General features: G+C 38.8%; 23 protein-coding genes and 1 tRNA gene. 20 read left to right on the forward strand and 4 right to left on the reverse strand.

What is annotated here, in order from left to right; genetic code table 11:
- Nucleotides 1-146: 146 nt before the first annotated feature.
- The 5 genes from ACTS4L_RS08935 (at nt 147) to ACTS4L_RS08955 (ending at nt 3700) form a co-directional block, all read left to right on the forward strand.
- Nucleotides 147-389 carry an AbrB/MazE/SpoVT family DNA-binding domain-containing protein gene (locus tag ACTS4L_RS08935; protein WP_440616556.1) on the forward strand — a complete coding sequence of 81 codons (243 nt, stop codon included), beginning with the start codon at nt 147-149 and terminating at the stop codon, nt 387-389.
- Nucleotides 383-715 (forward strand): endoribonuclease MazF, encoded by a 333-nt coding sequence (mazF, locus tag ACTS4L_RS08940; protein ID WP_440616555.1) that lies wholly within the window; start codon nt 383-385, stop codon nt 713-715. The genes ACTS4L_RS08935 and mazF overlap by 7 nt, the downstream gene beginning before the upstream one ends.
- A 10-nt stretch (nt 716-725) precedes the next feature.
- Nucleotides 726-1604 (forward strand): ABC transporter substrate-binding protein, encoded by an 879-nt coding sequence (locus ACTS4L_RS08945; protein ID WP_440651954.1) that lies wholly within the window; start codon nt 726-728, stop codon nt 1602-1604.
- Between the two features lie 41 nt (nt 1605-1645).
- Nucleotides 1646-2383 (forward strand): MIP/aquaporin family protein, encoded by a 738-nt coding sequence (locus ACTS4L_RS08950; RefSeq protein WP_440616553.1) that lies wholly within the window; start codon nt 1646-1648, stop codon nt 2381-2383.
- 372 nt (nt 2384-2755) lie between these two features.
- On the forward strand, nt 2756-3700 hold the full coding sequence (locus ACTS4L_RS08955) for an Rpn family recombination-promoting nuclease/putative transposase (protein ID WP_440616552.1): 945 nt from the start codon (nt 2756-2758) through the stop codon (nt 3698-3700).
- A 270-nt stretch (nt 3701-3970) separates the two neighbouring features.
- On the opposite strand, the gene ACTS4L_RS08960 is transcribed toward ACTS4L_RS08955, so the two are convergent.
- On the reverse strand, nt 3971-5161 hold the full coding sequence (locus tag ACTS4L_RS08960; RefSeq protein WP_440616579.1) for a NupC/NupG family nucleoside CNT transporter: 1191 nt from the start codon (nt 5159-5161) through the stop codon (nt 3971-3973).
- Between the two features lie 162 nt (nt 5162-5323).
- On the opposite strand from ACTS4L_RS08960, the gene ACTS4L_RS08965 reads away from it, so the two are divergent.
- Genes ACTS4L_RS08965 through ACTS4L_RS08975 form a run of 3 tightly spaced genes read left to right on the forward strand, consistent with a single transcriptional unit; the run spans nt 5324 to nt 7882 of the window.
- Entirely contained in the window at nt 5324-5935 is a 612-nt protein-coding gene (locus ACTS4L_RS08965) for a glutathione S-transferase N-terminal domain-containing protein (RefSeq protein WP_283156695.1), read from the forward strand.
- Nucleotides 5936-5946: 11 nt separating this feature from the next.
- The gene (sohB, locus tag ACTS4L_RS08970) at nt 5947-6951 is read left to right on the forward strand and encodes a protease SohB (RefSeq protein WP_440616551.1); all 1005 of its coding nucleotides are present in this window, start codon (nt 5947-5949) and stop codon (nt 6949-6951) included.
- Between the two features lie 10 nt (nt 6952-6961).
- Nucleotides 6962-7882 (forward strand): DNA polymerase III subunit delta' C-terminal domain-containing protein, encoded by a 921-nt coding sequence (locus ACTS4L_RS08975; RefSeq protein WP_440616549.1) that lies wholly within the window; start codon nt 6962-6964, stop codon nt 7880-7882.
- 11 nt (nt 7883-7893) lie between these two features.
- On the opposite strand, the gene ACTS4L_RS08980 is transcribed toward ACTS4L_RS08975, so the two are convergent.
- Nucleotides 7894-8430: a septation protein A gene (locus ACTS4L_RS08980; RefSeq protein ID WP_440616547.1), complete on the reverse strand. Its 537-nt coding sequence runs from the start codon at nt 8428-8430 to the stop codon at nt 7894-7896.
- A 71-nt stretch (nt 8431-8501) separates the two neighbouring features.
- Between ACTS4L_RS08980 and ACTS4L_RS08985 the strand changes: the two genes are divergently transcribed.
- The 12 genes from ACTS4L_RS08985 to miaA all read left to right on the forward strand — a co-directional run bounded on the left by ACTS4L_RS08985 (nt 8502) and on the right by miaA (nt 22599).
- Complete coding sequence (locus ACTS4L_RS08985; protein WP_440616545.1) at nt 8502-9125, forward strand: L-threonylcarbamoyladenylate synthase; 624 nt, start codon at nt 8502-8504, stop codon at nt 9123-9125.
- A gap of 12 nt (nt 9126-9137) precedes the next feature.
- Nucleotides 9138-10589, forward strand: coding sequence for a metalloprotease TldD (gene tldD / locus ACTS4L_RS08990; RefSeq protein ID WP_440616543.1), 1452 nt, complete (start codon nt 9138-9140; stop codon nt 10587-10589).
- A gap of 192 nt (nt 10590-10781) precedes the next feature.
- Nucleotides 10782-11780: a ferrochelatase gene (hemH, locus tag ACTS4L_RS08995; protein ID WP_440616542.1), complete on the forward strand. Its 999-nt coding sequence runs from the start codon at nt 10782-10784 to the stop codon at nt 11778-11780.
- The gene (locus ACTS4L_RS09000; protein ID WP_440616541.1) at nt 11777-13198 is read left to right on the forward strand and encodes a cryptochrome/photolyase family protein; all 1422 of its coding nucleotides are present in this window, start codon (nt 11777-11779) and stop codon (nt 13196-13198) included. The genes hemH and ACTS4L_RS09000 overlap by 4 nt, the downstream gene beginning before the upstream one ends.
- Nucleotides 13199-13435: 237 nt before the next feature.
- Nucleotides 13436-14752 carry a trigger factor gene (tig, locus tag ACTS4L_RS09005; protein WP_440616540.1) on the forward strand — a complete coding sequence of 439 codons (1317 nt, stop codon included), beginning with the start codon at nt 13436-13438 and terminating at the stop codon, nt 14750-14752.
- A gap of 146 nt (nt 14753-14898) precedes the next feature.
- Nucleotides 14899-15510 carry an ATP-dependent Clp endopeptidase proteolytic subunit ClpP gene (gene clpP, locus ACTS4L_RS09010; protein WP_192484528.1) on the forward strand — a complete coding sequence of 204 codons (612 nt, stop codon included), beginning with the start codon at nt 14899-14901 and terminating at the stop codon, nt 15508-15510.
- A gap of 81 nt (nt 15511-15591) precedes the next feature.
- Complete coding sequence (gene clpX, locus ACTS4L_RS09015) at nt 15592-16902, forward strand: ATP-dependent Clp protease ATP-binding subunit ClpX (protein ID WP_440616539.1); 1311 nt, start codon at nt 15592-15594, stop codon at nt 16900-16902.
- A gap of 11 nt (nt 16903-16913) precedes the next feature.
- Nucleotides 16914-19265 (forward strand): endopeptidase La, encoded by a 2352-nt coding sequence (gene lon / locus ACTS4L_RS09020; RefSeq protein ID WP_440616537.1) that lies wholly within the window; start codon nt 16914-16916, stop codon nt 19263-19265.
- 120 nt (nt 19266-19385) lie between these two features.
- Nucleotides 19386-19694: an HU family DNA-binding protein gene (locus tag ACTS4L_RS09025; protein ID WP_440616578.1), complete on the forward strand. Its 309-nt coding sequence runs from the start codon at nt 19386-19388 to the stop codon at nt 19692-19694.
- Nucleotides 19695-19711: 17 nt separating this feature from the next.
- A tRNA-Val gene (locus tag ACTS4L_RS09030) sits at nt 19712-19787 on the forward strand.
- Between the two features lie 138 nt (nt 19788-19925).
- A complete protein-coding gene (locus tag ACTS4L_RS09035; protein WP_440616535.1) occupies nt 19926-21656 on the forward strand; it encodes a SurA N-terminal domain-containing protein in 1731 nt (576 codons plus the stop codon).
- A 19-nt stretch (nt 21657-21675) separates the two neighbouring features.
- A complete protein-coding gene (miaA, locus tag ACTS4L_RS09040; RefSeq protein ID WP_440616577.1) occupies nt 21676-22599 on the forward strand; it encodes a tRNA (adenosine(37)-N6)-dimethylallyltransferase MiaA in 924 nt (307 codons plus the stop codon).
- A gap of 15 nt (nt 22600-22614) precedes the next feature.
- Here miaA and ACTS4L_RS09045 read toward each other — a convergent pair whose 3' ends face one another.
- Nucleotides 22615-23130 carry a hypothetical protein gene (locus ACTS4L_RS09045; RefSeq protein ID WP_440616533.1) on the reverse strand — a complete coding sequence of 172 codons (516 nt, stop codon included), beginning with the start codon at nt 23128-23130 and terminating at the stop codon, nt 22615-22617.
- Entirely contained in the window at nt 23123-23335 is a 213-nt protein-coding gene (locus ACTS4L_RS09050; RefSeq protein ID WP_440616532.1) for a type II toxin -antitoxin system TacA 1-like antitoxin, read from the reverse strand. The genes ACTS4L_RS09045 and ACTS4L_RS09050 overlap by 8 nt, the downstream gene beginning before the upstream one ends.
- Nucleotides 23336-23450: the final 115 nt, after the last annotated feature.

The following is a 23450-nucleotide window of genomic DNA, read 5'->3' on the forward strand; positions in this document are numbered from 1 at the left end:
TTGCGTAAGAAAGCAGCCTGGGGAAATCAGACTTTAAGCACTATTTTGGCTCAAGGTTTTTAGATGGGACAGCCGTGTTTAATTTATTGAGTTATTTGCTTTTGCGATCTACAATGTAGATACATTAAGTTTTTTGAGGATAAATAATGCAAGTTTATGTAAAAAAATGGGGAAATAGCGCGGCAATCAGACTACCAGTTAGTTTAATGAAATCAATTTCGATTGATGTTGATTCTGAGGTCAATATTACTGAGGATAAGGGGCGTATTATCATTGAGCCTGTGAAGAAGAAAAAATATATATTAAATGACCTGCTTGCTGGAATTACAGATGAAAATATGCAATCTGAAATTGACTTTGGGCGTGAGATAGGTAATGAGAAATGGTGAGATATGTCCCAGATGCCGGTGATATTGTTTGGCTTGATTTTGACCCACAAACGGGACGTGAGCAGAAAGGACACCGTCCTGCGTTGGTGATTAGTCCAAAAGCATATAATGTCAAAACAGGGTTGATGCTCTGCTGTCCAATGACAACCAAAATTAAGGGGTATCCATTTGAAGTTGCTATTGCCACTGAAAAGAAAAGTGTGATATTGTCAGATCAAATCAAAAGTTTAGATTGGCAACAGCGTAATGCAAAATTTAAGGGGAGAATCTCCGTTGCTGAGTTGGAGGATGTTTGCGATAAGATTAAAGCCATTTTACCATTTTAATGATAGTTATTTGCTTTTTTTATTCTTTGTTATTTTTATTTTATTACCATTGCAATTACTATATGCCAATACAACTCGAGTCTTTACAGTGGTCTCACTTTCACCCAATACCACAGCAATTATCCATGATGTCATTGAAGAAGCAGCAAAAGAGCAAGCTAAAAGTGTGATTAATACCAAACTTATCGGCAGTATTTATTATGCTGGACAGCCTAAATATTATGAAAATTACCAGAATATTGGCTCATTTCAAGCACTTAATGTTGAGAAGATTATTAGCCTAAAACCTGATTTAGTAATTACGTGGGCGGGGCAAACGCAGCCGCAAGTAATTGCCTTACTTCAACGCTTCGGTATTAAAGTAGCTATTTTTAATGCGGATAATCTTGAGTCATTAGCCGCATCATTTGCTGATATCGGCGTAAGTATTCAACTCAAAAATGCAGGGATTGCATTACAGAAAAGCTTTTTATCTAAACTTTGGACGATCACTAAGCAAAAATCTGCCACACTAGTATTAAAGCAGCATAAACCAACTGTATTATTACAACTATCCACGCAACCGATTTTTGTTGCCGGTGGCAGTGGTGTTTTAAATGATATTGTCACGCAATGCGGGGGTGTTAATGTATTTAAAGATATTGATAAAGTAAGCTTTCAAACAACTATTAATGCCATTGTTGAGCGTAATCCTAACGTAATTATTATGTTATCAAATACAGCTAAATGGCATAGTGATAAAACATCCATGTGGCAACGTTGGCAGGATTTGCAAGCGGTAAAAAATAAACAAGTGTTTCAGCTGCCATCTAACCGAATATCACAGTTTTCTCCACAAATATTATCAGGTGTAAAAAACATCTGTGATATATTAAGCGCCGCAGATTAGTTTTACTCACTTTCTGCAAGAAAATAACAGGAGGATGATTTATGTTACATAGTGCTTTTTTTGGGGAGATGCTCGGTTGTCTTGTATTGATATTGCTAGGTGGCGGTGTAGTTGCTGGTGTTTTATTAAAACAATCCAAAGCAGAAAATAGCGGTTGGATCGTCATTACTGCAGGCTGGGGATTTGCAGTGATGATGGGCGTGTTTGTCGCTCAAGCGGCGGGGTCACCACAAGCGGATATAAATCCTGCGGTCACCTTAGCCAAATATTTATTAGGTGGTATTTACCCCTCATTTGGTCAAGTGCTTTTACTGTGGATTGCACAAGTGATTGGTTGCTTTTTAGGAGGTGTTCTTGTCTGGATTGCTTATTATCCGCATTGGCAATATACCGATAATGCACATTTTAAATTAATGGTGTTTTCAACCTATCCGGCAATGCGTCATAAGGGAAGCAATTTTGTCACTGAGTTAATTGCGACAACCCTTTTGATTGTATTTGTTGGGGCACTGATTAGTTACGGTAATCAATTACCCTTTGCTAATGGCTCGTTACCTTATGTCTTTGGGTTCGCTATTTGGGGAATTGGTTTATCTTTAGGCGGTCCCACAGGCTATGCGATTAATCCAGCACGTGATCTGGGTCCCAGAATTGCACATGCTTTATTACCCATTAAAGGCAAAGGCTCCAGTGATTGGAGCTATGCATGGGTGCCTATCTTAGCCCCCTTAGCAGGAGCTGTGCTTGGATTTGTATTGATCCGTTTGTTTATGTTTTAATATCATTGCTTGGTTGGTAGTAGAGGGAAGGTGCTGCATAAAGATATAAGAGAGTAATTCGGGCGTTGAGGTCAATAGAAATTGCAACTCATATTTGGTGTAGAAGTTTAGACCCGACCTGACATTTGCCTATTTTTCAAATGCGATTTTTGTCAGATATGCTTAAGCATTTCAATCTTCTTTTTCCAGTGATTTTTCCCATCAATAAATGTAGCAATTGCTTTCAACTTTAAGGCAATGTCACCCTTAATGAGAGATGAGCGTATGGAATTGCCTGTTACCCTATCTGTTTTGGTATGATTACACTACTTATTCGTGATAGTATTATATCCATTATAATTGATCGATTGCATAATCACTAAGGCAAACCTTATGGGTGCTCACGACCTACAATTTCGTAAAGCTTTCTCAGATCCAAATATGTTTAAAGTGGCATGTGAAATCTATTTGCCCGAAGACATTAAAAAGAAGCTTAATTTTTCAACTCTGAAATTAAGACAAATGAGTGGCGCGTTTATTCGTAACCTTATCATACTGCAATACAATATTGACCCTGATAAAGATGCAAAGCTATTTGAGCAGTTAAAGGAAGAAATCGGCGATATTGTTTATAGTTGCGAAACATATGACAATGCCGAAGTGTTGTTAATTGCCCATAGTGAGCATCAAAGCACACCAGATAAGCACTATCCTTTGCGTAATGCATTATATGATATATCAGCACTGAAAGATTTTGTTGAGACTGAAAAACCAGACAAATACCCTTTAGCTGTAAGTTTTCTTGCATATCATGGCAAGCCTTCACCATACCCTTATTCAACTGATATTATTGAAAATTTTGAGCATCAGGAATTAGCGCAAAAGTATTTTCTAAAGCCGGTTTTGATCGATTATCGCCAATCAGCTGATGAAGAGCTGTTGGAGCATGGTGAGATCTCTGGTCTTGAAATTGCTTTAAAGCATACCTTTGATGAACAGGTTGATGATAGTGTCATCAAAAACTTAATGCAAGGATTGCAGAAATGCACTAAAATTGAATTAAGACGTGACTGGTGGATGTATGCATTGCGATCATGGGAAACCTCAGCAGACACGATGATTAAAGAATATAAAGAAACCTTAAATGAAGAGGAAACTTTCGTTATGACAGCAGCACAACAACTCGTAGAACGGGGTGAATTAAAAGGCAAACAAGAAACAGCACGTAACCTACTAGCTTTTGGCGACTCTAGCGATAAAGTTGCAAAAGTGACAGGACTTGATCTTGATACTATATTGAAATTAAGAAATGAAATAGACAGTAAGACTCAGCACTAAATTACCATTTTTCTAACCACGATCGTGGTCTCAATTGCTTTCAACTTTAAGACAATGCCATCCTTAATGAGAGATGAGCGTATGGGATTGTCTGTAACCCTATCTTGAGTTTCCATGCGCAACATAACTTTTACCTCCCCAATTAAGTTTTGGTCAAATATTAGCCCATACGTTGCGCTGCAAATGTAAAATATCGCTATTTACTTTCAGGCACTATTTAAAGCATATTAAGCGTGTTAAAGGTGTAGATGGGTATATATCCCGCGTGAGCTAAAGCACTAACCCAGCAATCAATGCTGACAAGAAACTAACCATAGTAGCACCAAAGACTAAGCGCCAGCCATGGCGTGAGACAAACTTAGCACGCTCGCCATTTAGAGCCGCAACTGCGCCAACGATTATACCAATGGAGCCAAAGTTAGCAAATGACACAAGGAAGATCGAGATAATTGCAATGCTATGCGTTGAGAAATGTGCTAGTTGATCTTTTAATGATAACATTGCAACAAATTCATTAGAGACAAGCTTAGTTGCCATAATGCCGCCAGCTTGGACAATTTCATTGCTCGGAATGCCAAGAAGCCAAGCAATTGGTGAGAACACATAGCCTAATAGTGTTTGGAAGGTAATGCCAAAGATGCCGTTAAAGATACCATTGAGCATTGCCAATAATGCAATAAAACCGATAAGCATTGCACCAACAATAATAGCAACTTTAAAACCATCAAGGATGTATTCACTAAGCATTTCAAAAAAGACTTGTTTTTTATCAGCGTGTAAGCTCATATCCTCAAAGCTTTGTTCTTTTGAGTAGTCATAAGGGTTTAAGATATGCAAGACGATAAAAGTACTCAACATATTTAAAATCAACGCCGCAATGATGTATTTAGAATCTAATATTTGCATATATGAACCAACAATGCCAAGGGATACCGTTGACATTGCTGTGGCTGCCATCGTGTACATTCTGCGTTCTGAAATTTCAGATAGAATATTCTTATAGGCAATAAAGTTTTCAGATTGTCCCAAGATCAGTGAGCTTAGTGCATTGAAAGATTCCAATTTGCCCATGCCGTTGATTTTGGATAAAAGCCAGCCGCCACCGCGGATAATAAGTGGTAAGACTTTTAAGTATTGCAAGATACCGATTAAAGCCGATACCAAGACAATTGGCATTAACACGTTAAAGAAAAATACGAAGTTCTCAGGTACAACCGAACCAAACACAAACTTAGTACCTTCCATCGCGTATTGCATGACATAATCAAAGCCACTGGAAATAAACATAATGATATCAGCGCCGACGGCAGATTTTAATAAGAAATAGGCAACAATAATTTCAATAATAATCAGTTGAACGATAAAACGTGCTTTAATGTTCTTACGATTCATGCTAGCAAAATATAAAATGACCGCAACGATGATCAATGCCAGTAAAAAATGTAGAATTTTTAGCATGATATGATGACTCCCCTTTGGTTAGTTTTAGGCAAACGGGCGCATCTTAATACTTTTGAATTAAAATGTCATGTAATTTACGAATTTCAAATTGAAGCAATTGACCAACTAGGGCAAACCATTTACCATTGTCTATCATTTTGTTTTATAGATAATAATTGCTTCATGTATATCACACTTTTTATAAAAAAAGATTGCCCGTATTCGCATAGTGCGCGTATTGCCTTGGAAGAAAAACGTATGAGTTTCAAGGTGGTTGAGTTGGATGAAATCATTGATAAAGAAATGATTTTAGAATTAAACCCTGAAGGAACGTTACCCATTTTAAAAGAGCGTGACTATGTCATTTATGATCCTGAGGTGGTAATGCTTTATATTGATGAGCGTTATCCAGCACCTTCATTGCTGCCGAACTATCCGGTTGAGCGTGCACGTACGCGCTTGGCGATGACACGAATTGATCGTGAGTGGTATTCATTGCTTAACTTCATTTTGTGCGGTACGGATCAGAAAAAAGTTGAAGAAGCCAAGGTGGCATTGGTTGATAGCTTTAGAGCGATTGAACCGATCTTTTCAGAAAATGAATTTTTTATGTCAGATTCAATGACTTTGGCGGATTGCTCACTGGCGGCATTATTGCATGCCTTGCCGGCACAAGGCATCCCACTTGATGAATCATTAGGGGATATCACAAAATATGCTGAGCGTATTTTTGCGCGTGAATCATTTCAACGCACATTACCAAAACAGGTTAAGAAAGTTTACCGTCGTCACTAGGAGTTCATCGTATGTGGGCAGATCATGCCATTAATTATTTGTTTTTTGTGCTTGAGGCAGCAACGATTGTTATTGCCATCGTCATTGCCTTTGGGTTTATCTTGGCTTTGTCATTAAAGGGTAAAGCGAGTAACAAAAAAGGGCAGCTTGTTGTTAAATCATTAAATGAGGTTTATCAACAGCGTCAAGAACAGCTAGCGCATGAAGTGTTAAGCAAGTCGGCATTTAAAAAAATGCATAAGGCCAATCAAGAAAAGCTAAAGCTTGCGCACAAAGCGCAACATGATGATTTAAGTAATGTTTTTGTTATTGATTTTAAAGGTGACATTAAAGCCTCGCAAAGTGAAGCGTTAGCTGAAGAGGTTAATGCTATCTTGCAGATTGCGAATAAAAATGATGAAGTTGTTGTTCGCCTAGAAAGTCCAGGAGGGGCAGTTAATGGTTATGGCTTAGCAGCCGCGCAACTAGCACGTATTAAAGAGGCTAATCTTAAGTTAACAGCTGTGATTGATCAAGTGGCAGCCAGCGGTGGTTATATGATGGCATCGGTTGCTGACACCATTATTGCTTCACCTTTTGCTATTGTTGGTTCGATTGGTGTCGTGGCGCAATTACCAAATATCCATCGACTTCTCACAGACAAAGGAGTGGATGTTGAGCTGCATACCGCGGGTAAATATAAGCGTACCTTGACGATGTTGGGTGAGAATACCGATGAGGGACGTGAGAAATTTAAAGAAGAGCTTGAAGTAGTACATAAACTCTTTAAAGAGCATATCGCGCACTTTAGACCGGACTTGGATATTGAGAAAGTGGCAACGGGGGAATACTGGTTTGGACAGTCTGCCCTTGAGCTAAATTTAGTTGATGCGCTTAAAACAAGTGATGCCTATTTGTTGGATAAATACCAATCGGGATCATTAAAGTTATTCCATATTGAATACAAAACAAAAAAATCAAAACTATCGAGCATGTGCCATAGTGCATTGAAAGTCTTTCAACGCGTTGGACCATGAGTGTCTCTAGATGTCTGATATTGATCTAAGTGTTTTTTATACTGATTTCATTGAGCAAATCAAAGCATCATTAGCGCAAAATCGTCTGGCGCACGGGATTTTATTAAATAATGTCGATCATCTACCACTTGAGCCATTATTGACTAAACTGACTTCTGTTTTATTGGAGCATGATATTGCAGATGATCTTGCGACAGCTGCTGATGTTTTTTATCTAAAATCAGATGATGGACAAATCAAAATTGATCAGATCAAAAATCTATTAGAAGGTATCTATCTGACAAGTCATGGCGCTAAAGCCAAGGTGGTCATCCTTTGTCCGCTTGAGGCCTTGAACACGTCAGCCGCCAATGCATTACTAAAGAGCTTGGAAGAGCCGCCAGAGAATACGTATTTTCTGATGACAACCAAGCAGTTACAGTGGATTATGCCAACGTTGCGTTCGCGTGTACAGGTGTTTGATCTGGCGTTGACATTAGCGCAAAAAAAGGTGTATTTAGCGCAAAAATATCAAATGAATGATGAGGATATTGCCAAAGCATTAGCCATTAGTAAGGCCGATCTTCGGGTGATTGATCGCATTAAGACAGATAAGAGTTTCTGGCAATTACGTAAAGAGCTGATACAGGTGATTCAAGGACAGTTATCACCCTTGGCGTTAACCATTGATATCAATGCGTATTATCAGGATGTAATTTATTGGTTAATGAGCTTTTTGATTGATGCTTATTATTATCGTTTAAACTTATCACAAACTGCGTTCACACAAGATCAAAAGAGTGTGCTAGAGCATTTAATCAATCGCTATGATCATATTGCGTTATATGGTTTTTATCAGCGGCTATTAAAGCTTAAGTCCTATGAGGGCAAACATTTTAATGTTAACAAGCAGTTAGCGATTGAAAGTTTTCTAATTGAGTTGAGTGTGTAACTTAAGAGCAATTATTTTTTATGATCAATATGCTTGGCAAGAAAAATACCTTGACCAATAACAAATACAAAAGTAATCCCAAGCATGCCAAAGAGCTTAAAGTCGACCCAGATATCTGTTGAAAAGTTATAAGCAACAACGAGGTTAATCACGCCTAAAAATAAGAAAAACACTCCCCAGATATTATTAAGGCGTTTCCAGATTTTTTGTGGTAATTCAATACTTTCTTCCATTAGGCGTTGAATGATTGGCTTTTTCATTAAATAGGTTGAGAAGATAAAGATCACACCAAATAGCCAATTGACAATCGTCACTTTCCATTTGATCAACGCTTCATCATGGAAGTAAACGGTGGCACCACCTAGAATTAATACCAAGACAAACGTCACAACATGCATCATTGACACTTTGCGATAGCGAATAATTTCATAGGTTAGCTGAATTGCCGTGGCAATAATCAGTGCGACTGTTGCGGTGTAGATGTCATACATTTTATAGATGACAAAAAAGATGATAATAGGGAAAAAGTCAAAAAGCAGTTTCTTCATGTTCTCTCCAGAGAGGGTTAGTGGTACACTTAGCACAAATTTTCGCGACCAGTATAAAGTAAGAAGCTGCTATGAGCCAATACATTGAAATAAATCCTTACTCATCGAATAAGGCGGTATTAGCAGAAATTGTTAATGCACTCAAAGAGGGTAAGGTCATTGCTTATCCGACAGACTCAGGCTATGCCTTGGGATGCAAGATGGGCTTGAAAAAACCACTGCAGCAAATAAAGAAGATTCGTGATTTAAATGATAAGCATAATTTCACAATTATTTGTCGTGATTTATCTGAGATTGCGCAATATGCCAAGGTCGATAATAGTGCTTATCGTTTATTAAAAAGGGCGACACCAGGAGGATATACCTTTATTTTGCAGGCAACGAGCAAAGTGCCAGGTTTAATGTTAAACAAAAGCAAAAAAACGGTTGGTATTCGTGTGCCGGATCATCCCGTGCCTTTGATGTTAAGTGAGGCTTTAGGCGAGCCATTATTAAGTACCACATTTATCTTGCCAGATCAGGATAATGCGCTTGTTTACAGTGAAGACTTTGCTAATGAACCGTGTGCGCAGATGATTGATTATATTTTAGAGTCTGACTATTGTGGTTATGAACCGACAACGGTTATTGATATGACCGAAGTCCCTGTGGAAATATTGCGTGTTGGCAGTGGTGATATCAGTATATTTGAATAATTTAGGAAAAAAATGCAGGATCAATATTACAGTATTATTAGTGAACAGTTATTACAGCCGTTTGATTTAAGTTTGGAAAAATTAAAAGGCTTATTAAACTTATTAAGCCAAAAGCGAATTGATTTTGGTGATTTATATTTGCAAAAGATTATTTCTGAAAGCTGGATGTTAGATGACGGTGTTGTTAAACATGGCAGCTTTGGTATTGAGCAAGGCATTGGTGTCAGAGCCGTATTTGATGGTGAGACGGGCTTTGCTTATGCCGATGATCTACATCTAAATACGATTGAAAAGCTTATTAAAACGGCGCTTTACCTATTAAAAGACAGTGCTAACCCCTACAAAGTGGAAAAGCTTAGTACACCACATATTATTCGCCATTATCCGACAGTATCACCATTGGATAGCATGCCTGCGGAAGATAAGATTGCACTACTTCACCAAATTAATGCTTATGCCAAGTCGTTAGATACTAATATCGAGCAAGTCACGGTTTCAATTGCTTCAAACATGGAAATGGTGTTGATCTTAAATACTGACGGCCTGTGTGTGATGGATGTAAGACCGTTGGTGCGCATGAATGTTAGTTTGATTATGGTTGATGGAGATAATCAGAAACGTGAAAGTTTCTCAGCCGGTGGTGGTGGACGCTATGACTATCATTACTTCACTGAGCATAATCTATGGAAGTCTTATGTTGATGAGGCATATAAGGGCGCTAAAACTAATCTTGACGCAAAACCCGCACCTAGTGGCAAGATGCCAGTGGTGCTTGGATCAGGTTGGCCAGCGGTACTCTTGCATGAGGCGGTAGGACATGGCTTAGAAGGCGACTTTAATCGCAAAAAAAGCTCGCATTTCTCGGGTAAAATTGGGCAGAAAGTTGCCTCAGAGAAATGTACGGTGATTGATGAAGGCTGTATTGCTAATCGTCGTGGTTCACTTAATTTTGATGATGAAGGGACACCGACTCAGAAAACGATATTGATTGAAAATGGTATTTTAAAAGGCTATATGCACGATAGAATTTCAGCTAAAGCTTTTGGTGTGTCTGCAACTGGTAATGGCAGAAGACAATCCTACGCGCATCTACCATTGCCTCGAATGACCAATACGTATATGCTGCCAGGCGAGGATAAGTTTGAAGATATGATCCAAAGTATCGATCATGGGATTTATGCGACTCATTTTAATGGTGGACAAGTGGATATTACCTCAGGGCAATTTGTATTTGTGATGGATCAGGCGTATTTGATCAAAAATGGTAAAATTATGCATCCGGTCAAAGGCGCTTCTTTGATTGGTCATGGTCCTGAAGTGATGCAGAAAATCTCAATGGTTAGCAGTGATTTTGCTTTGGATAAAGGCATTGGCGTTTGCGGTAAGGATGGTCAGTCTGTGCCTGTCGGTGTTGGGCAAGCCAGTCTAAAGATCGATGAAATAACTGTTGGTGGTTGTGAATAATTGAAGTTATGCATCTTTTAAAAGAAATTATGATTTTATAAACACCCCGTCAACCTACGGCTGCCAACCATCTTGCAAAGAGGGGAATAGGAAAAGTATATAACCTCAGTAAATAACACCTTGTAAATGGTTAATTAGTCTCGTGTTGGTTTGATAATACATAATGCAGATAAAATGGATGAGGTAAAGAATATGAGCAATAACGAAAAGATAATCAAGAGATCTAAGAAAGCGATATTGTTGGTTAATTTAGGAACGCCTGATTCATATCAAGTCAAGGATATTCGCAAATATCTCAAAGAATTTTTATCTGACAGGCGCGTGATTGAAGCATCATCTTTGATTTGGCAGCCAATTTTACGTTTGTTTATTTTGCCATTTCGCTCACCGAAAACGGCTAAGCTTTATCAAAAAGTTTGGTTTGAAGAGGATAACGCCTCACCGCTTATGCATTACACGAAGGCTCAGGCACGCAAACTTGCCGACAAGTTAGGCAATGAGGTGATCGTTGACTTTGCAATGCGCTATGGTCAGCCATCTATTAAAGCAAAGATTGAAGCTTTAAGTATCGAGAGTGTTACGGATGTTACGGTTGTGCCACTTTATCCGCAGTACTCAGCGACAACTACAGCCTCGGTTTATGATGAGGTTTTTCGTGTGTTGCAAGCGATGCGCTATCAGCCAAATATTGTCGGTGTTGCCCCGTATTATGAACATCCTGCTTATATTGATGCCTTAAAACAAAGTGTCATAAAGTACTTAGCAACGATTGATTTCACGCCCGATGTGTTGTTATTGTCATTTCATGGTATTCCACTGGAATGTGTACAAAAAGGTGATCCGTATCAAGCGCATTGTTTACGAACCTTTGAGTTGCTTAAAAATGCACTCAGTGAAACAAACTTAAATATTCAACTGTCTTTCCAATCGCGTTTTGGACCGAAAGAATGGCTTACACCATACACAACAGACGTATTAGCAAATTTAGCTAAAGAAGGTAAAAAAAATGTGCTCGTAATGGCGCCGGGATTTGCTGCTGATTGCTTGGAAACGCTAGAAGAGTTAAAAGAGACAGAACGCGAGACATTCTTAAATGCCGGTGGTGAGCATTATGCCGTTATCCCGTGCTTGAATGATCGTGATGAACATATCAATATGTTAAAAACGATTATTGGTGAGCAATATTCATGACGCTGCAAAAACCAGAAGTCCTTTTTTGGTTTCGCCAAGATCTAAGAATTATTGATAATCCAGCATTTAATGCAGCACTAAACAGTGGTGTGGTTTTGCCGATTTATATTCTTGATGATAATGCTTCACAAGACTGGCAAATCGGTGCTGCAAGCAAAGTATGGCTTCACTATGCATTGCAATCATTAAATCAGACACTTCATCATCGACTACAATTTTTTATAGGAGACCCTAGCAGGATCATTGCAGAGCTTGTTGATCACTATGATATTAAGCAGGTATTTTGGAATCGCTTATATACACCATGGCAGATCACGCGAGATAAACACATCAAGATGCAACTAAAAACACAAGCGATAGATGTGCATAGTTTCAATAGCAGCTTATTGTGGGAGCCCTGGGAGGTATTAAAGAATAATGGTGAACCTTACAAAGTCTTTAGCGCATTCAAACGCCAAGCATTGCAAGTCATGCCACCAAGAGCGCCATTGGATAATGTTAAAAAGATACAAGACTATTTGGCTGAAGTTAAAGTGAGCAATCTGCAGTTGTCAGATTTACACTTAATACCTAAACATCATTGGACAAATGATGTATTAGCGCATTGGCAAATTAGTGAGCAAGCGGCGCATCACGCTTTAGAGTGCTTTATTGGAAACTATTTAAATGATTATCAACATAATCGCAATATTCCAAGCCTAAATGCGACGTCTAAGCTTGCGCCTTTTTTGCATTTTGGACAAATATCGCCACATATAATCTGGGACAAAGTACACCAGATAGCGTGTGATAACGATAATAAGCAATGCTATTTATCAGAGATTATATGGCGCGAGTTTAATTATGCCTTGCTCTATCATTATCCACAATTGAGTGATCAGAATTGGCAGCAAAAGTTTGATCATTATCCATGGCAAGACAATAAGAGATTATTAACAGCATGGCAACAAGGTCAAACAGGCATTCCAATTGTTGATGCAGGTATGCGCGAGCTATGGCAAACAGGATTTATGCATAATCGCGTGAGAATGATTGTTGCTTCATTTTTGACAAAAAATTGTCATATTCATTGGCGTCATGGCGCCAGATGGTTTTGGACTTGTTTATTTGATGCAGACTTAGCCAATAATAGTGCTAATTGGCAATGGGTTGCAGGAAGCGGCGCTGATGCTGCCCCTTTTTTCCGCATCTTTAACCCAGTCACTCAAGCACAAAAATTTGATGGTGAGGGTGAGTATATTCGACGTTATGTGCCTGAATTGAGTAAACTTCCGAATAAGTACTTGTTCTCTCCATGGTTAGCCCCTGAGGATGTCTTGCAAAGTGCTGACATTGCTCTTGGTAAAGATTACCCTTATCCAATCGTTGATCTAAAGCTATCTAGGGAGGAGGCGTTGGTAAATTATAAGAATTTGTAATGAATTGGACATTAAAATTGATTTGTTAAGTGCTTGAAGCCTCAAAATACAAGCGTTTATGTAGATATATCTTAAGCAGTTTGTTTTGTGTATGCCAAAGATGATTTCTGATTAAATTTCTTGGGGTATTATATTAAATTCAAGCATTAAAGCGCTAGACAATTGAGCGGGCAAAATATAAACTCTGACCCTGAATTTTAAACCTTGAAAATATAAGAGTACAAATAAGGATAAGTAATGCAAGTATCTGTTGAAAAAAAAGAAGGCATTCATTGCGTTTTAAATATTGAGTTACCAGCAACTGAGATTGATACAGAGGTGTCAAAGCGTATTCAGCGTATCGCTAAAACAGCCAAGGTAGATGGTTTTAGACCAGGTAAAGTACCCGCAGGTATGATCAAGAAAAAGTACGGTGAGCAAGTGCGTTTTGAAGTATTAGGTGATGTTTTACCTCATAAATATACGCAGGCAATTCACGAGCAAAAATTAAATGCAGCAGGTGTAGAGGTTGAAATTCTAAATAACAAAGAAGGTGAAGCGCTTAAATTTAATGTGAATGTTGAACTTTTCCCTGAAGTGGTTGTTAAAGATTTAGATAAAGTTTCTGTTGAAAAACCAGTAGTTGAACTAGGTGACGCGCAAACTGAGCAAATGATCAGTAATCTGCGTAAGCAGCTTGCTACTTGGAAAGAGGTTGAGCGTGAAGTGCAAGCTGATGATCGTGTGACGATTGACTTTGTAGGGCGCGTTGATGGTGAAGTTTTTGAAGGTGGTTCAGCCAATGCTTCTGAAGTGACGATTGGTTCAGGTCAAATGATCCCAGGATTTGAAGATGGTATCATCGGCATGAAAAAAGATGAAGAAAAAACCATTGATGTGACTTTCCCTGAAGATTATCAAAATGATGAGCTAAAAGGTAAAGCTGCACAGTTTGACATCGTGGTTAAAAATATTAAAGAAGCTGAATTGCCGGAGATCGATGATAAGTTTGTTGAACAATTTGGTATCAAGGGTGGTGTTGATGAGTTTTATGCTGAAATTAAGCAAAATATGGCGCGTGAGCTAAAAAATGCGATTAACAAAACCATTAAAACGCAAGTATTTGATCAGTTAGTCGATATTATTGACTTTGATGTGCCTAAAGCGCTTGTACAACGTGAAATCGATCGCTCTAAACAGGATCTAATTGAACGCATGGGTGGTGCCAAGTCAAAAATGAAGGCGGAAGATATTCCTGATGATTTATTCAAGGCGAAGGCTGAAAAGTCAGTCAAGCTTGGTTTGATTTTGCAAGCGATTGTACGTGATCAAAAACTTGAAGCCGATCAAGAAGCTATTGACGCGGTGATTGAAGAGATGGCATCTGTTTATGAAGATGCGCAAGAAGTGCGTGATCATGTTAACAGTAATAAGAAAGAACTAGAAAACATCAAAAACGTTGTTGTTGAAAATAAGCTAGTTGACTGGGTGGTTGAGCAAGGTCAATCTACTGAAAAAACAGAAGATTTCTTTGAATTGATCAAAAAAGTTTTACCACAAGGTGGCATGGCTTAATCAATGAATTAAAACAATGCAATTTGTGCCAGTAAAGCACTGGAGAAAATGAAATAATCGACTTAAACTAAGAGCCACGTTTGTGGCTTTTTTATTATTAACTTGTCAGTGTAAAAACACTTGCAATATGGATATAAGGTGAAAATATGATTACAAATAATTTAGTTCCTATGGTTGTTGAACAAACATCGCGTGGTGAGCGCTCTTATGATATTTATTCGCGTTTACTAAAGGAGCGCATTATATTTTTAAATGGTGAAGTCAATGATACGTCGGCTAATTTGGTCATCGCTCAATTATTGTTTTTAGAGTCTGAAAATCCAGATAAAGATATTTATTTTTATATTAACTCACCAGGTGGTTCAGTCACTGCAGGTATGGGTGTTTATGACACGATGCAGTTTATCAAGCCTAATGTAAGCACAATTTGTATTGGTTTGGCAGCAAGTATGGGTGCCGTTTTACTGGCAGCAGGCGAAAAGGGTAAGCGTTATAGTTTGCCACATTCGCAAATCATGATTCACCAACCGTTAGGTGGTTTTAGAGGTCAGGCGTCTGATGTTGAGATTCATGCGCGTAATATGCTAAGAATTAAAGAACGCTTGAATCATGTGCTAGCGCGTCATACCGGTCAATCTTATGAGCAAACGGTGAAAGACACAGATCGCGATAATTTCATGATGGCAGAAGAAGCAAAAGAATATGGTCTAATTGATCAGGTGATTGAATCAAGAGCGCATATTCCAGGTATTAAATAAAAAATAAAAGCTTGAATTTCTACCTAATCGCCCGCAACTCGGTGGGCGTTTATAGTTTTGATTATTTTTAGAGAGGAAAATATGCCAAGAAAAAGACGTGGCAACGGTGATGGTGATAATGGCCGCACGCTGTATTGTTCATTCTGTGGGAAATCACAACAAGAAGTACGTAAGTTAATTGCAGGACCTTCTGTTTATATTTGTAATGAATGTGTGACCTTATGCGAGGGCATCATCAAAACAGGTGGTTCGCAAGACGGAACGCAAGAGCCTGATTTATCAACGGCTGAGGGTAAGCAGAGTTTGCCTAAGCCTGTTGACATTAAAAAACACCTTGATGAGTATATCATCGGTCAAGATGCACCAAAAAAAGTCCTATCAGTAGCGGTATATAACCACTACAAGCGAATTTATAACAAGCAAAAGCAAGATGATGATGTGACATTATCAAAGAGTAATATATTGCTGCTAGGTCCAACAGGATCAGGTAAAACACTATTGGCACAAACGTTAGCAAGAATGCTTAATGTTCCTTTTGCTATTGCTGATGCTACCACCTTAACCGAAGCAGGTTACGTTGGTGAAGATGTTGAAAATGTCATTCAAAAGCTTCTGCAAAACGCAGACTTTGATGCCAAAAAGGCAGAGCGAGGCATTATTTATATCGATGAAATTGATAAAATCGCACGAAAATCAGAAAACCCATCGATTACACGGGATGTCTCTGGCGAAGGTGTTCAGCAGGCTTTATTGAAGTTGATTGAAGGCACCGTTGCCTCTGTTCCACCAAAAGGTGGCAGAAAGCACCCTAATCAGGATCTTGAGCAAGTGGACACTGCAAATATTTTGTTTATTTGTGGTGGTGCATTTGCTGGTATTGAATCAGTGATTCAGCAGCGTACTGAAAAATCGGGTATTGGTTTTGGTGCGGATGTTTTTGGTAAAGATGATCAGGCGTCACACAATCGTCTACTTAAGCAAGTTGAACCAGAAGATTTGGTTAAGTTTGGTTTGATTCCTGAGTTGATTGGTCGTTTACCAGTAATGGCTATTTTAGAAGAGCTGGATGAAGAAGCGTTGGTGAAGATCTTAACTGAGCCGAAAAATGCTTTGATCAAGCAGTATACCAAGCTATTTGAAATTGAAGAAGTGAATGTTGAGTTTACACCTGAAGCGATTAAAGCGGCAGCCCATAGAGCCGTTAAGCGCAAAACAGGTGCGCGCGGGTTACGCTCAATTTTAGAAAATGCGCTACTTAATATCATGTTTGAGGCGCCATCAATTGAAAATGTTGAAAAGGTCGTCATTGATGAGGTCGCAATCAATGGCAAAGAAGAACCATTAATTGTATTAAAAGATCAAGCGCAATTTAGATTAGCTTCAGCTCAATAAGGTTAACGTGCATGCAATTATATTCTAATGATAAACAAAATGTTGAAGAATTAGTACCTGTTGTACCATTAAGAGATATCGTCGTTTATCCCTATATGGCTGTGCCACTTTTTGTCGGTAGAGAAAAATCGATTGCTGCAATTAGTGAAGCACATGCAACAAGGCAAAAAATTTTACTGATGACACAGAAGTCTGATGATGTTGATAATCCGAAAGTCAAGGACTTACACACCACAGGAACCTATGCCAAAATTCTGCAATTGATGAAATTGCCAGATGGTACTTGCAAGGTGCTCGTTGAAGGTGTTCGCCGAGCTAAGGTGCTTAAATATTATGAAGATACGCCTTTTATTGCTGCTCAAATTGAGTTGATTGAAACAAAAAATGACTTAAGTGATGTTGATGAAAGCGGGTTTATCCGTGCCATTTTGTCGAGCTTTAAAAACTTGGCAGATATGAACGGGCAGATTCCAAAAGAGATTTTGTCGTCAATTTTGTCAGATACTAATTTAACGCGGATTATTGACACCGTGGTCGCGCAAGCGCATGCAACTGTCGAAAAAAAACAGGAAGTGCTTGAAGCCGAAGGCTTGCAGCAGCGTGCATCTTTGTTGTTAAAGCTACTAATGGCAGAAACTGATGTATTACAGCTTGAGCGCAATATCAAGGATCGTGTTAAATCGCAAGTTGAGCGTAATCAGCGTGAATACTATCTCAATGAACAGATCAAAGCGATCTATAAAGAGATGGGTGATGCCGATGAGGCTGAAGAGTTTGAGCAATTAAAAGCAAAAATTGATACAGCTAAGATGTCAAAAGAAGCAACTGAAAAAGCACTCTCTGAGCTTAAGAAGCTCAAAGCGATGCCGCCATCATCAGCCGAATCCTCCGTATCACGTAACTATATAGAAACCCTCACTTCATTGCCATGGTCAAAGCGTAGCAAAGTCAAAAAAGATTTAGCACAAGCTGAAGATATCTTAAATACGGATCATTATGGCCTTGAAAAGGTCAAAGAGCGTATTTTGGAATATCTTGCTGTGCAGCAAAGAATGCGTAAGCTTAAAGGTCCAATTTTGTGCTTGGTGGGACCCCCAGGTGTTGGTAAAACGTCATTGGGGCAATCGATTGCTAAAGCCACAGGACGCAAATATGTGCGTATGGCATTGGGAGGTGTCAAAGATGAGGCGGAAATTCGCGGTCATCGACGTACATATATTGGCGCGTTACCTGGGCAAATTATGCAAAAAATCGATAAAGTACAGGTGAATAATCCGCTTTTTCTATTAGATGAGATCGATAAGATGTCAGCTGATTTTCGTGGTGACCCATCCTCTGCAATGCTTGAGGTATTAGATCCGGAGCAAAACAACACTTTCAATGATCATTATTTTGATGTTGATTATGATTTATCTGATGTGATGTTTGTTGCCACAGCCAATAGCTTAAATATCCCTGAAGCTTTAAGGGATCGCATGGAGATTATTTATCTATCAGGTTATACCGAAGATGAGAAACAGAATATTGCCAAGAACTATTTACTACCACGAGCGATTAAAGAAAATGGTTTAAAAGAAACTGAAATTGCTGTTGCCGATAAGGTGATCGAAGATATTATTCGTTATTATACACGTGAGGCGGGTGTGCGTCGTTTGCAGCAGGAACTTAATAAGATCTGTCGCAAAGCAGTAAAACATATTTTATCGACTAAAGATGGTAAGAAAGTCTCTATTAACAGTAAAAACTTAGATAAGTATCTCGGTGTTAGGCGCTATGATTTCGGTTTAGCACAACAAGCGGATAAAATAGGGCAAGTCACGGGGCTGGCGTGGACTGAGGTTGGCGGCGATCTATTAACGATTGAAGCAGTAGCAACGTCAGGCAAAGGCAAGCTTAAGAGCACAGGTAAGCTCGGTGAAGTGATGCAAGAGTCAATTCATGCGGCCTTAACCGTAGTGCGTACAATAGCTAAAGACTATGATTTGGATGATGATTTCTATGAAAAACGTGACTTTCATATTCATGTACCAGAAGGGGCAACACCCAAAGATGGACCAAGTGCGGGTATTGCGATGTGTACAGCTGTTTTGTCTTCATTAACCGGTATTCCAGTTAAGAAGGATGTCGCAATGACGGGGGAGATCACCTTGCGCGGTGATGTGTTACCCATCGGTGGTTTAAAAGAAAAACTTTTGGCAGCACTTCGTGGTGGTATTACGACAGTCTTAATTCCATTTGAAAATAAAAAGGATCTGCAAGAAATTCCGCAGAATGTAAAAGATGGTTTGGAAATCATTGCTGTGAAGCGAATTGAAGAAGTTTTAGCTCGCGCATTGATTTCAAAAAAAGCCAAAAAAAGCTAAAAAAAATGGGAAAATATTAAAAAAACGTTAAAAAACCATGAATTAGCAATAAACCGTGTTGACGTGCGCTATTGTGCTTGCTATAACTTAGGCGAGTTAAGCGGCGGCAAGCCGCTTATAATCAAGAGTTATTCAACAACGAAAGAGGAAAGCATCGTGAATAAAAGTGAACTAGTAAAAGCAATCGCAGAAAAAGCTGATGTAACAAAGGATGTCGCTCAGCGCGCATTAGACGCGACAACTGACGCGGTAACTGAGGCGTTAAAAGCAGGTGAGACAGTGACACTTGTTGGGTTTGGTTCCTTCCAAGTTCGTGAAAGAGCAGCACGTGAAGGTCGTAACCCTAAGACAGGTGAAAAAATGAAGATCAAAGCATCTAAATCACCTTCATTTAAAGCAGGAAAACTATTGAAAGACGCAGTGAACTAATATACAGTTCAGCTTGCGGGTGCTTAGCTCAGCTGGGAGAGCATCGCCCTTACAAGGCGAGGGTCGGGGGTTCGAACCCCTCAGCACCCACCACATCTTTAAAGGCATGCTTTGAGCATGCCTTTTTTGTTTTCGCTATTAAACACCGCAAAATGATTCACGAGCGGTATATCCCATGCTAAGATGTGGCAACTTAATTTTAAGCTCAATGGAAGTAGGTAGTAGTATCATATGTTGCAATCGATTAATGATAAATTTAAAGGTTGGATAACGTGGATTATCATCATCGCAGTGAGTGCGGTTTTTGTATTAACAGGCATTAGTTACTTTTTTGTCTCAGGTGGCGTTTCACCACAGTCAGTAGCAAAAGTAGGCGATGTGCAAATCTCGCAAAACAGCTATCAACAAAGTTTGTCGCAAAATATGCAAGCGCAACCTTCGCTTGATCAAAAAGCATTACAAGAGAAAACATTAAATCAATTGGTGGATCAAGCATTATTACAACAAGATGCGACAGCGTCACACATTGCAGTCACACAATCGGCAGTATCCTCTGCGATTTTCCAAAATCCGGCATTTATTGAAAATGGCAAATATTCAGCCAAACGTTTTGATGAGTTGGCTAAGCTTTATGGTGGTGCGGGTAATATCAAAGCGTTGATTGCCAATAGTCTCTTAACCTCAAGTATTATAACACCACTATTGCAAAGTGAGTTTGTATTAAGTGATGAGCAAAAAACACTAAGTGCATTAATGGGGCAAAAGCGCGAAATCACTTATTATGATTTTGCTGCCAAAGATTACGCCAGTAAGATCAAGCCAACAGAGAAAGATCTTCAGGCTTACTATGATGCACACAAGGCGCAATATGAGCAAATTGAGCAAGCTGTTGTATCTTATGTAAAACTCTCATCTCAAGATTTTGTGAGCAAAGAGCCGGTATCTGAGCGTGAAATCAATAGCTACTATCAAGCCAATAAAGATGCGCTTATGTCACCTGAGTTAAGATCAGGTGAGACGATTACAATTGATAAAAAGGCTAAAGATAGTAAAGCAATTGCTGATAAGCTTAAAGCCAATAAAACATTAACAGCTGATGAGTTAAAAGAAGTTAAAATTGAACAGATAAAGCCATTATCACAAGCAGATGCTTCAGGCTTTGCTCAATTTGCACTGTTTAATCTAACGCTTGAATCACCAATCAAAGAAACATCGGATAATGAGTTTGTTAAACTAACAAAAATAACAGCTCCTGCCCAGATGTCACTAACAGCGGCAAAGCCCGTGATTGAAAAGATTCTTAAAAATCGTGCGGCATTGACCAAGTTTAATGAAGTATTAACAAGTATTAATAGCAATAGCTTTGACCAAGTAGTGAAAGCCAATAAATTAACACCTGCTACAACAAACGCATTTGATAAAAATGTGACAAGTGCAGGTGTTGAAGGTAATGCTAAATTACAAGAAGCGGTGTTTGATCACAATAAAACACAAGGCTTTATTGCTCAAGGTCAAACCGATGGCATTATCTACAAAGTCGACAAGATGATTCCGAAACATACCTTAAACTTTGCTGAGGTTAAAGCTAAGGTTAAAACAGCGTATATTGCGACAGAGTCACTAGCACAAGCGCAAAAAGCAGCACAAGATACACTTAAGGTGTTAGAGGATAAAAAGGAAGTCAAAACGGTAAAATCGAAAACTGAAACTATTTCACGTAGTGACTTCACCCTTGATCAAGAGTTAAAAACAGCCATTTTCAGCGATGGTTTGAAGTCATATAAACTCGCACAAAATGGCGAGTCTTATTGGGTATATGAAGTAGCAAAAGTCATTGATGGTACGGATGAACTGCCAATGCAAGTGCTACAAAACAACTATAGCAATATCGAGCTAAATGACTATTTGGTTGCCTTAAAGAAACAATATAAAGTTGAGATTAATCATCAACTGATTCAATAATTATTTCCTCATGTCTATAATTTCAAAAAAAGTCTATGCCTTAGCAGGGCCGACTGCCTCAGGCAAAACTGCACTTTCCATTGAGCTTGCCAAGCGCATGAACGCTGAAATTATCAGTGTTGATTCGGCGTTGGTATACAAACGATTGGATATCGGTTCAGCTAAGCCAACACTTAAAGAAATGGAGGGTGTTGCCCATCATTTGATTGATATTATCGAGCCATGGTTTAATTACTCGGTCAATGACTTTATCAATGATGCCAAGCAATTGATTCAAGAGATTCATGCGCGCAACAAAGAAGTATTACTTGTTGGTGGCACGATGATGTACTTTAAGGCATTACAAGAGGGTATATCTAAACTGCCGGAGGCAGATGATAAAGTGCGTGACACCATAAAATTACAAAATTTGGCGTATTGGTATGACTTCTTGATGCACAAAGACCCACTTACAGCAAATAAACTTAACCCAAATGATCAACAGCGAATTGAGCGTGCTGTTGAGGTGATATTACTTACTGATCAACCTTATTCGCGTGTTATTGCCGAAAATGCCAAAGAGGGTGGTTTAGGGCAGTCACTTAAGTTATGCGCATTAGTTCCTAGGGACCGCAAACTTTTGCATCAGCTGATTGAAAAGCGCTTTATGCAAATGCTAGATAATGGTTTTTTAAAAGAAGTTGAAGGACTTAAAAATTTAGCGCTTATGCATGCTGATTTGCCCTCCATGCGCAGTGTCGGTTATCGCCAAGCATGGCAATATCTCGATGGCGAGTATGATTATAATGAATTTATTGCCAAGGGAGTTGCCGCAACACGCCAACTTGCCAAACGCCAGCTCACTTGGATTCGTAATTGGCAGCAGCCGATGTTTATGATTGATGCTAATTTGATGTTTGAAGACAAGTTAAGCCAAGCATTAGGTTTTTTTGATAAGGTGTAGAAATTTGAGAAACTATCAAATGCGTGGCATAGCATCCTCAAAGGTTTTTAGTGGAATGATGAGTGATAATGGGTTATCTAGTAATGGCACTGCACCATAACTGGCGTACCAATTTGCTACTTTATCGTTCTTAGCATCAATTAGTAAAGCGACCCCACTAATCTCCGTAGAGGCTTTCAAGCAACGCTTGCCTGCTGCAGATAATAATTGTCCGCCCAGTCCAATTTTTTGAAAATTTATATCCACAGCAAGTCTTGCGAGTCTAAAAACAGGTATATCATATTTTGCAAGTTGTTTTTTAATTTCTTCAGGGGCATTCCTATAAGATATAGAAGCAATTGAAAGCGTATAGTATCCTATAATTCTATCGTCATCCTGTTTAACTGCTAAATAAGTTTTCGCATTGCTACGTTCATCCATCTTCCGCGCATGTTGCTTTAAAAATGTATTTAGCTGAACATTACCACAGTCAAAAGTATTCCTATTGTGTTTTTTTGTGATGGGTTCTTCGTTCCATCCTATATTATCCATGGTGGCTGAAAGTTTTATTATCTTTTAGTATGTACATTTCTCTGACTGCTCTTAGTAGTCTGCTATTAGGTTTTGGTGGATTTTGTAGCAAACTTAGAACTTTTGAGCTATCACGCTGACTTAATTCTAAACGTTCATCATTACAAATAATCTTCTTTGTGGTATTTAATGAGGCTCTCATATTAGTAGTAATTTTTTGAGGCATGGTATCACTCCTAGTGCTTGGATATACCTAAAGTCTATAGATGGCTTATAAATAAGTCAAGTTGGGTGCTTTGAAATTGTACATTTGTAGAGGTGATTTTATGAGCCATACATAA

This window comes from Cysteiniphilum sp. 19S12-1 (genome assembly GCF_052030685.1).
In the GTDB taxonomy this organism is placed as follows: Bacteria; Pseudomonadota; Gammaproteobacteria; order Francisellales; family Francisellaceae; genus Caedibacter.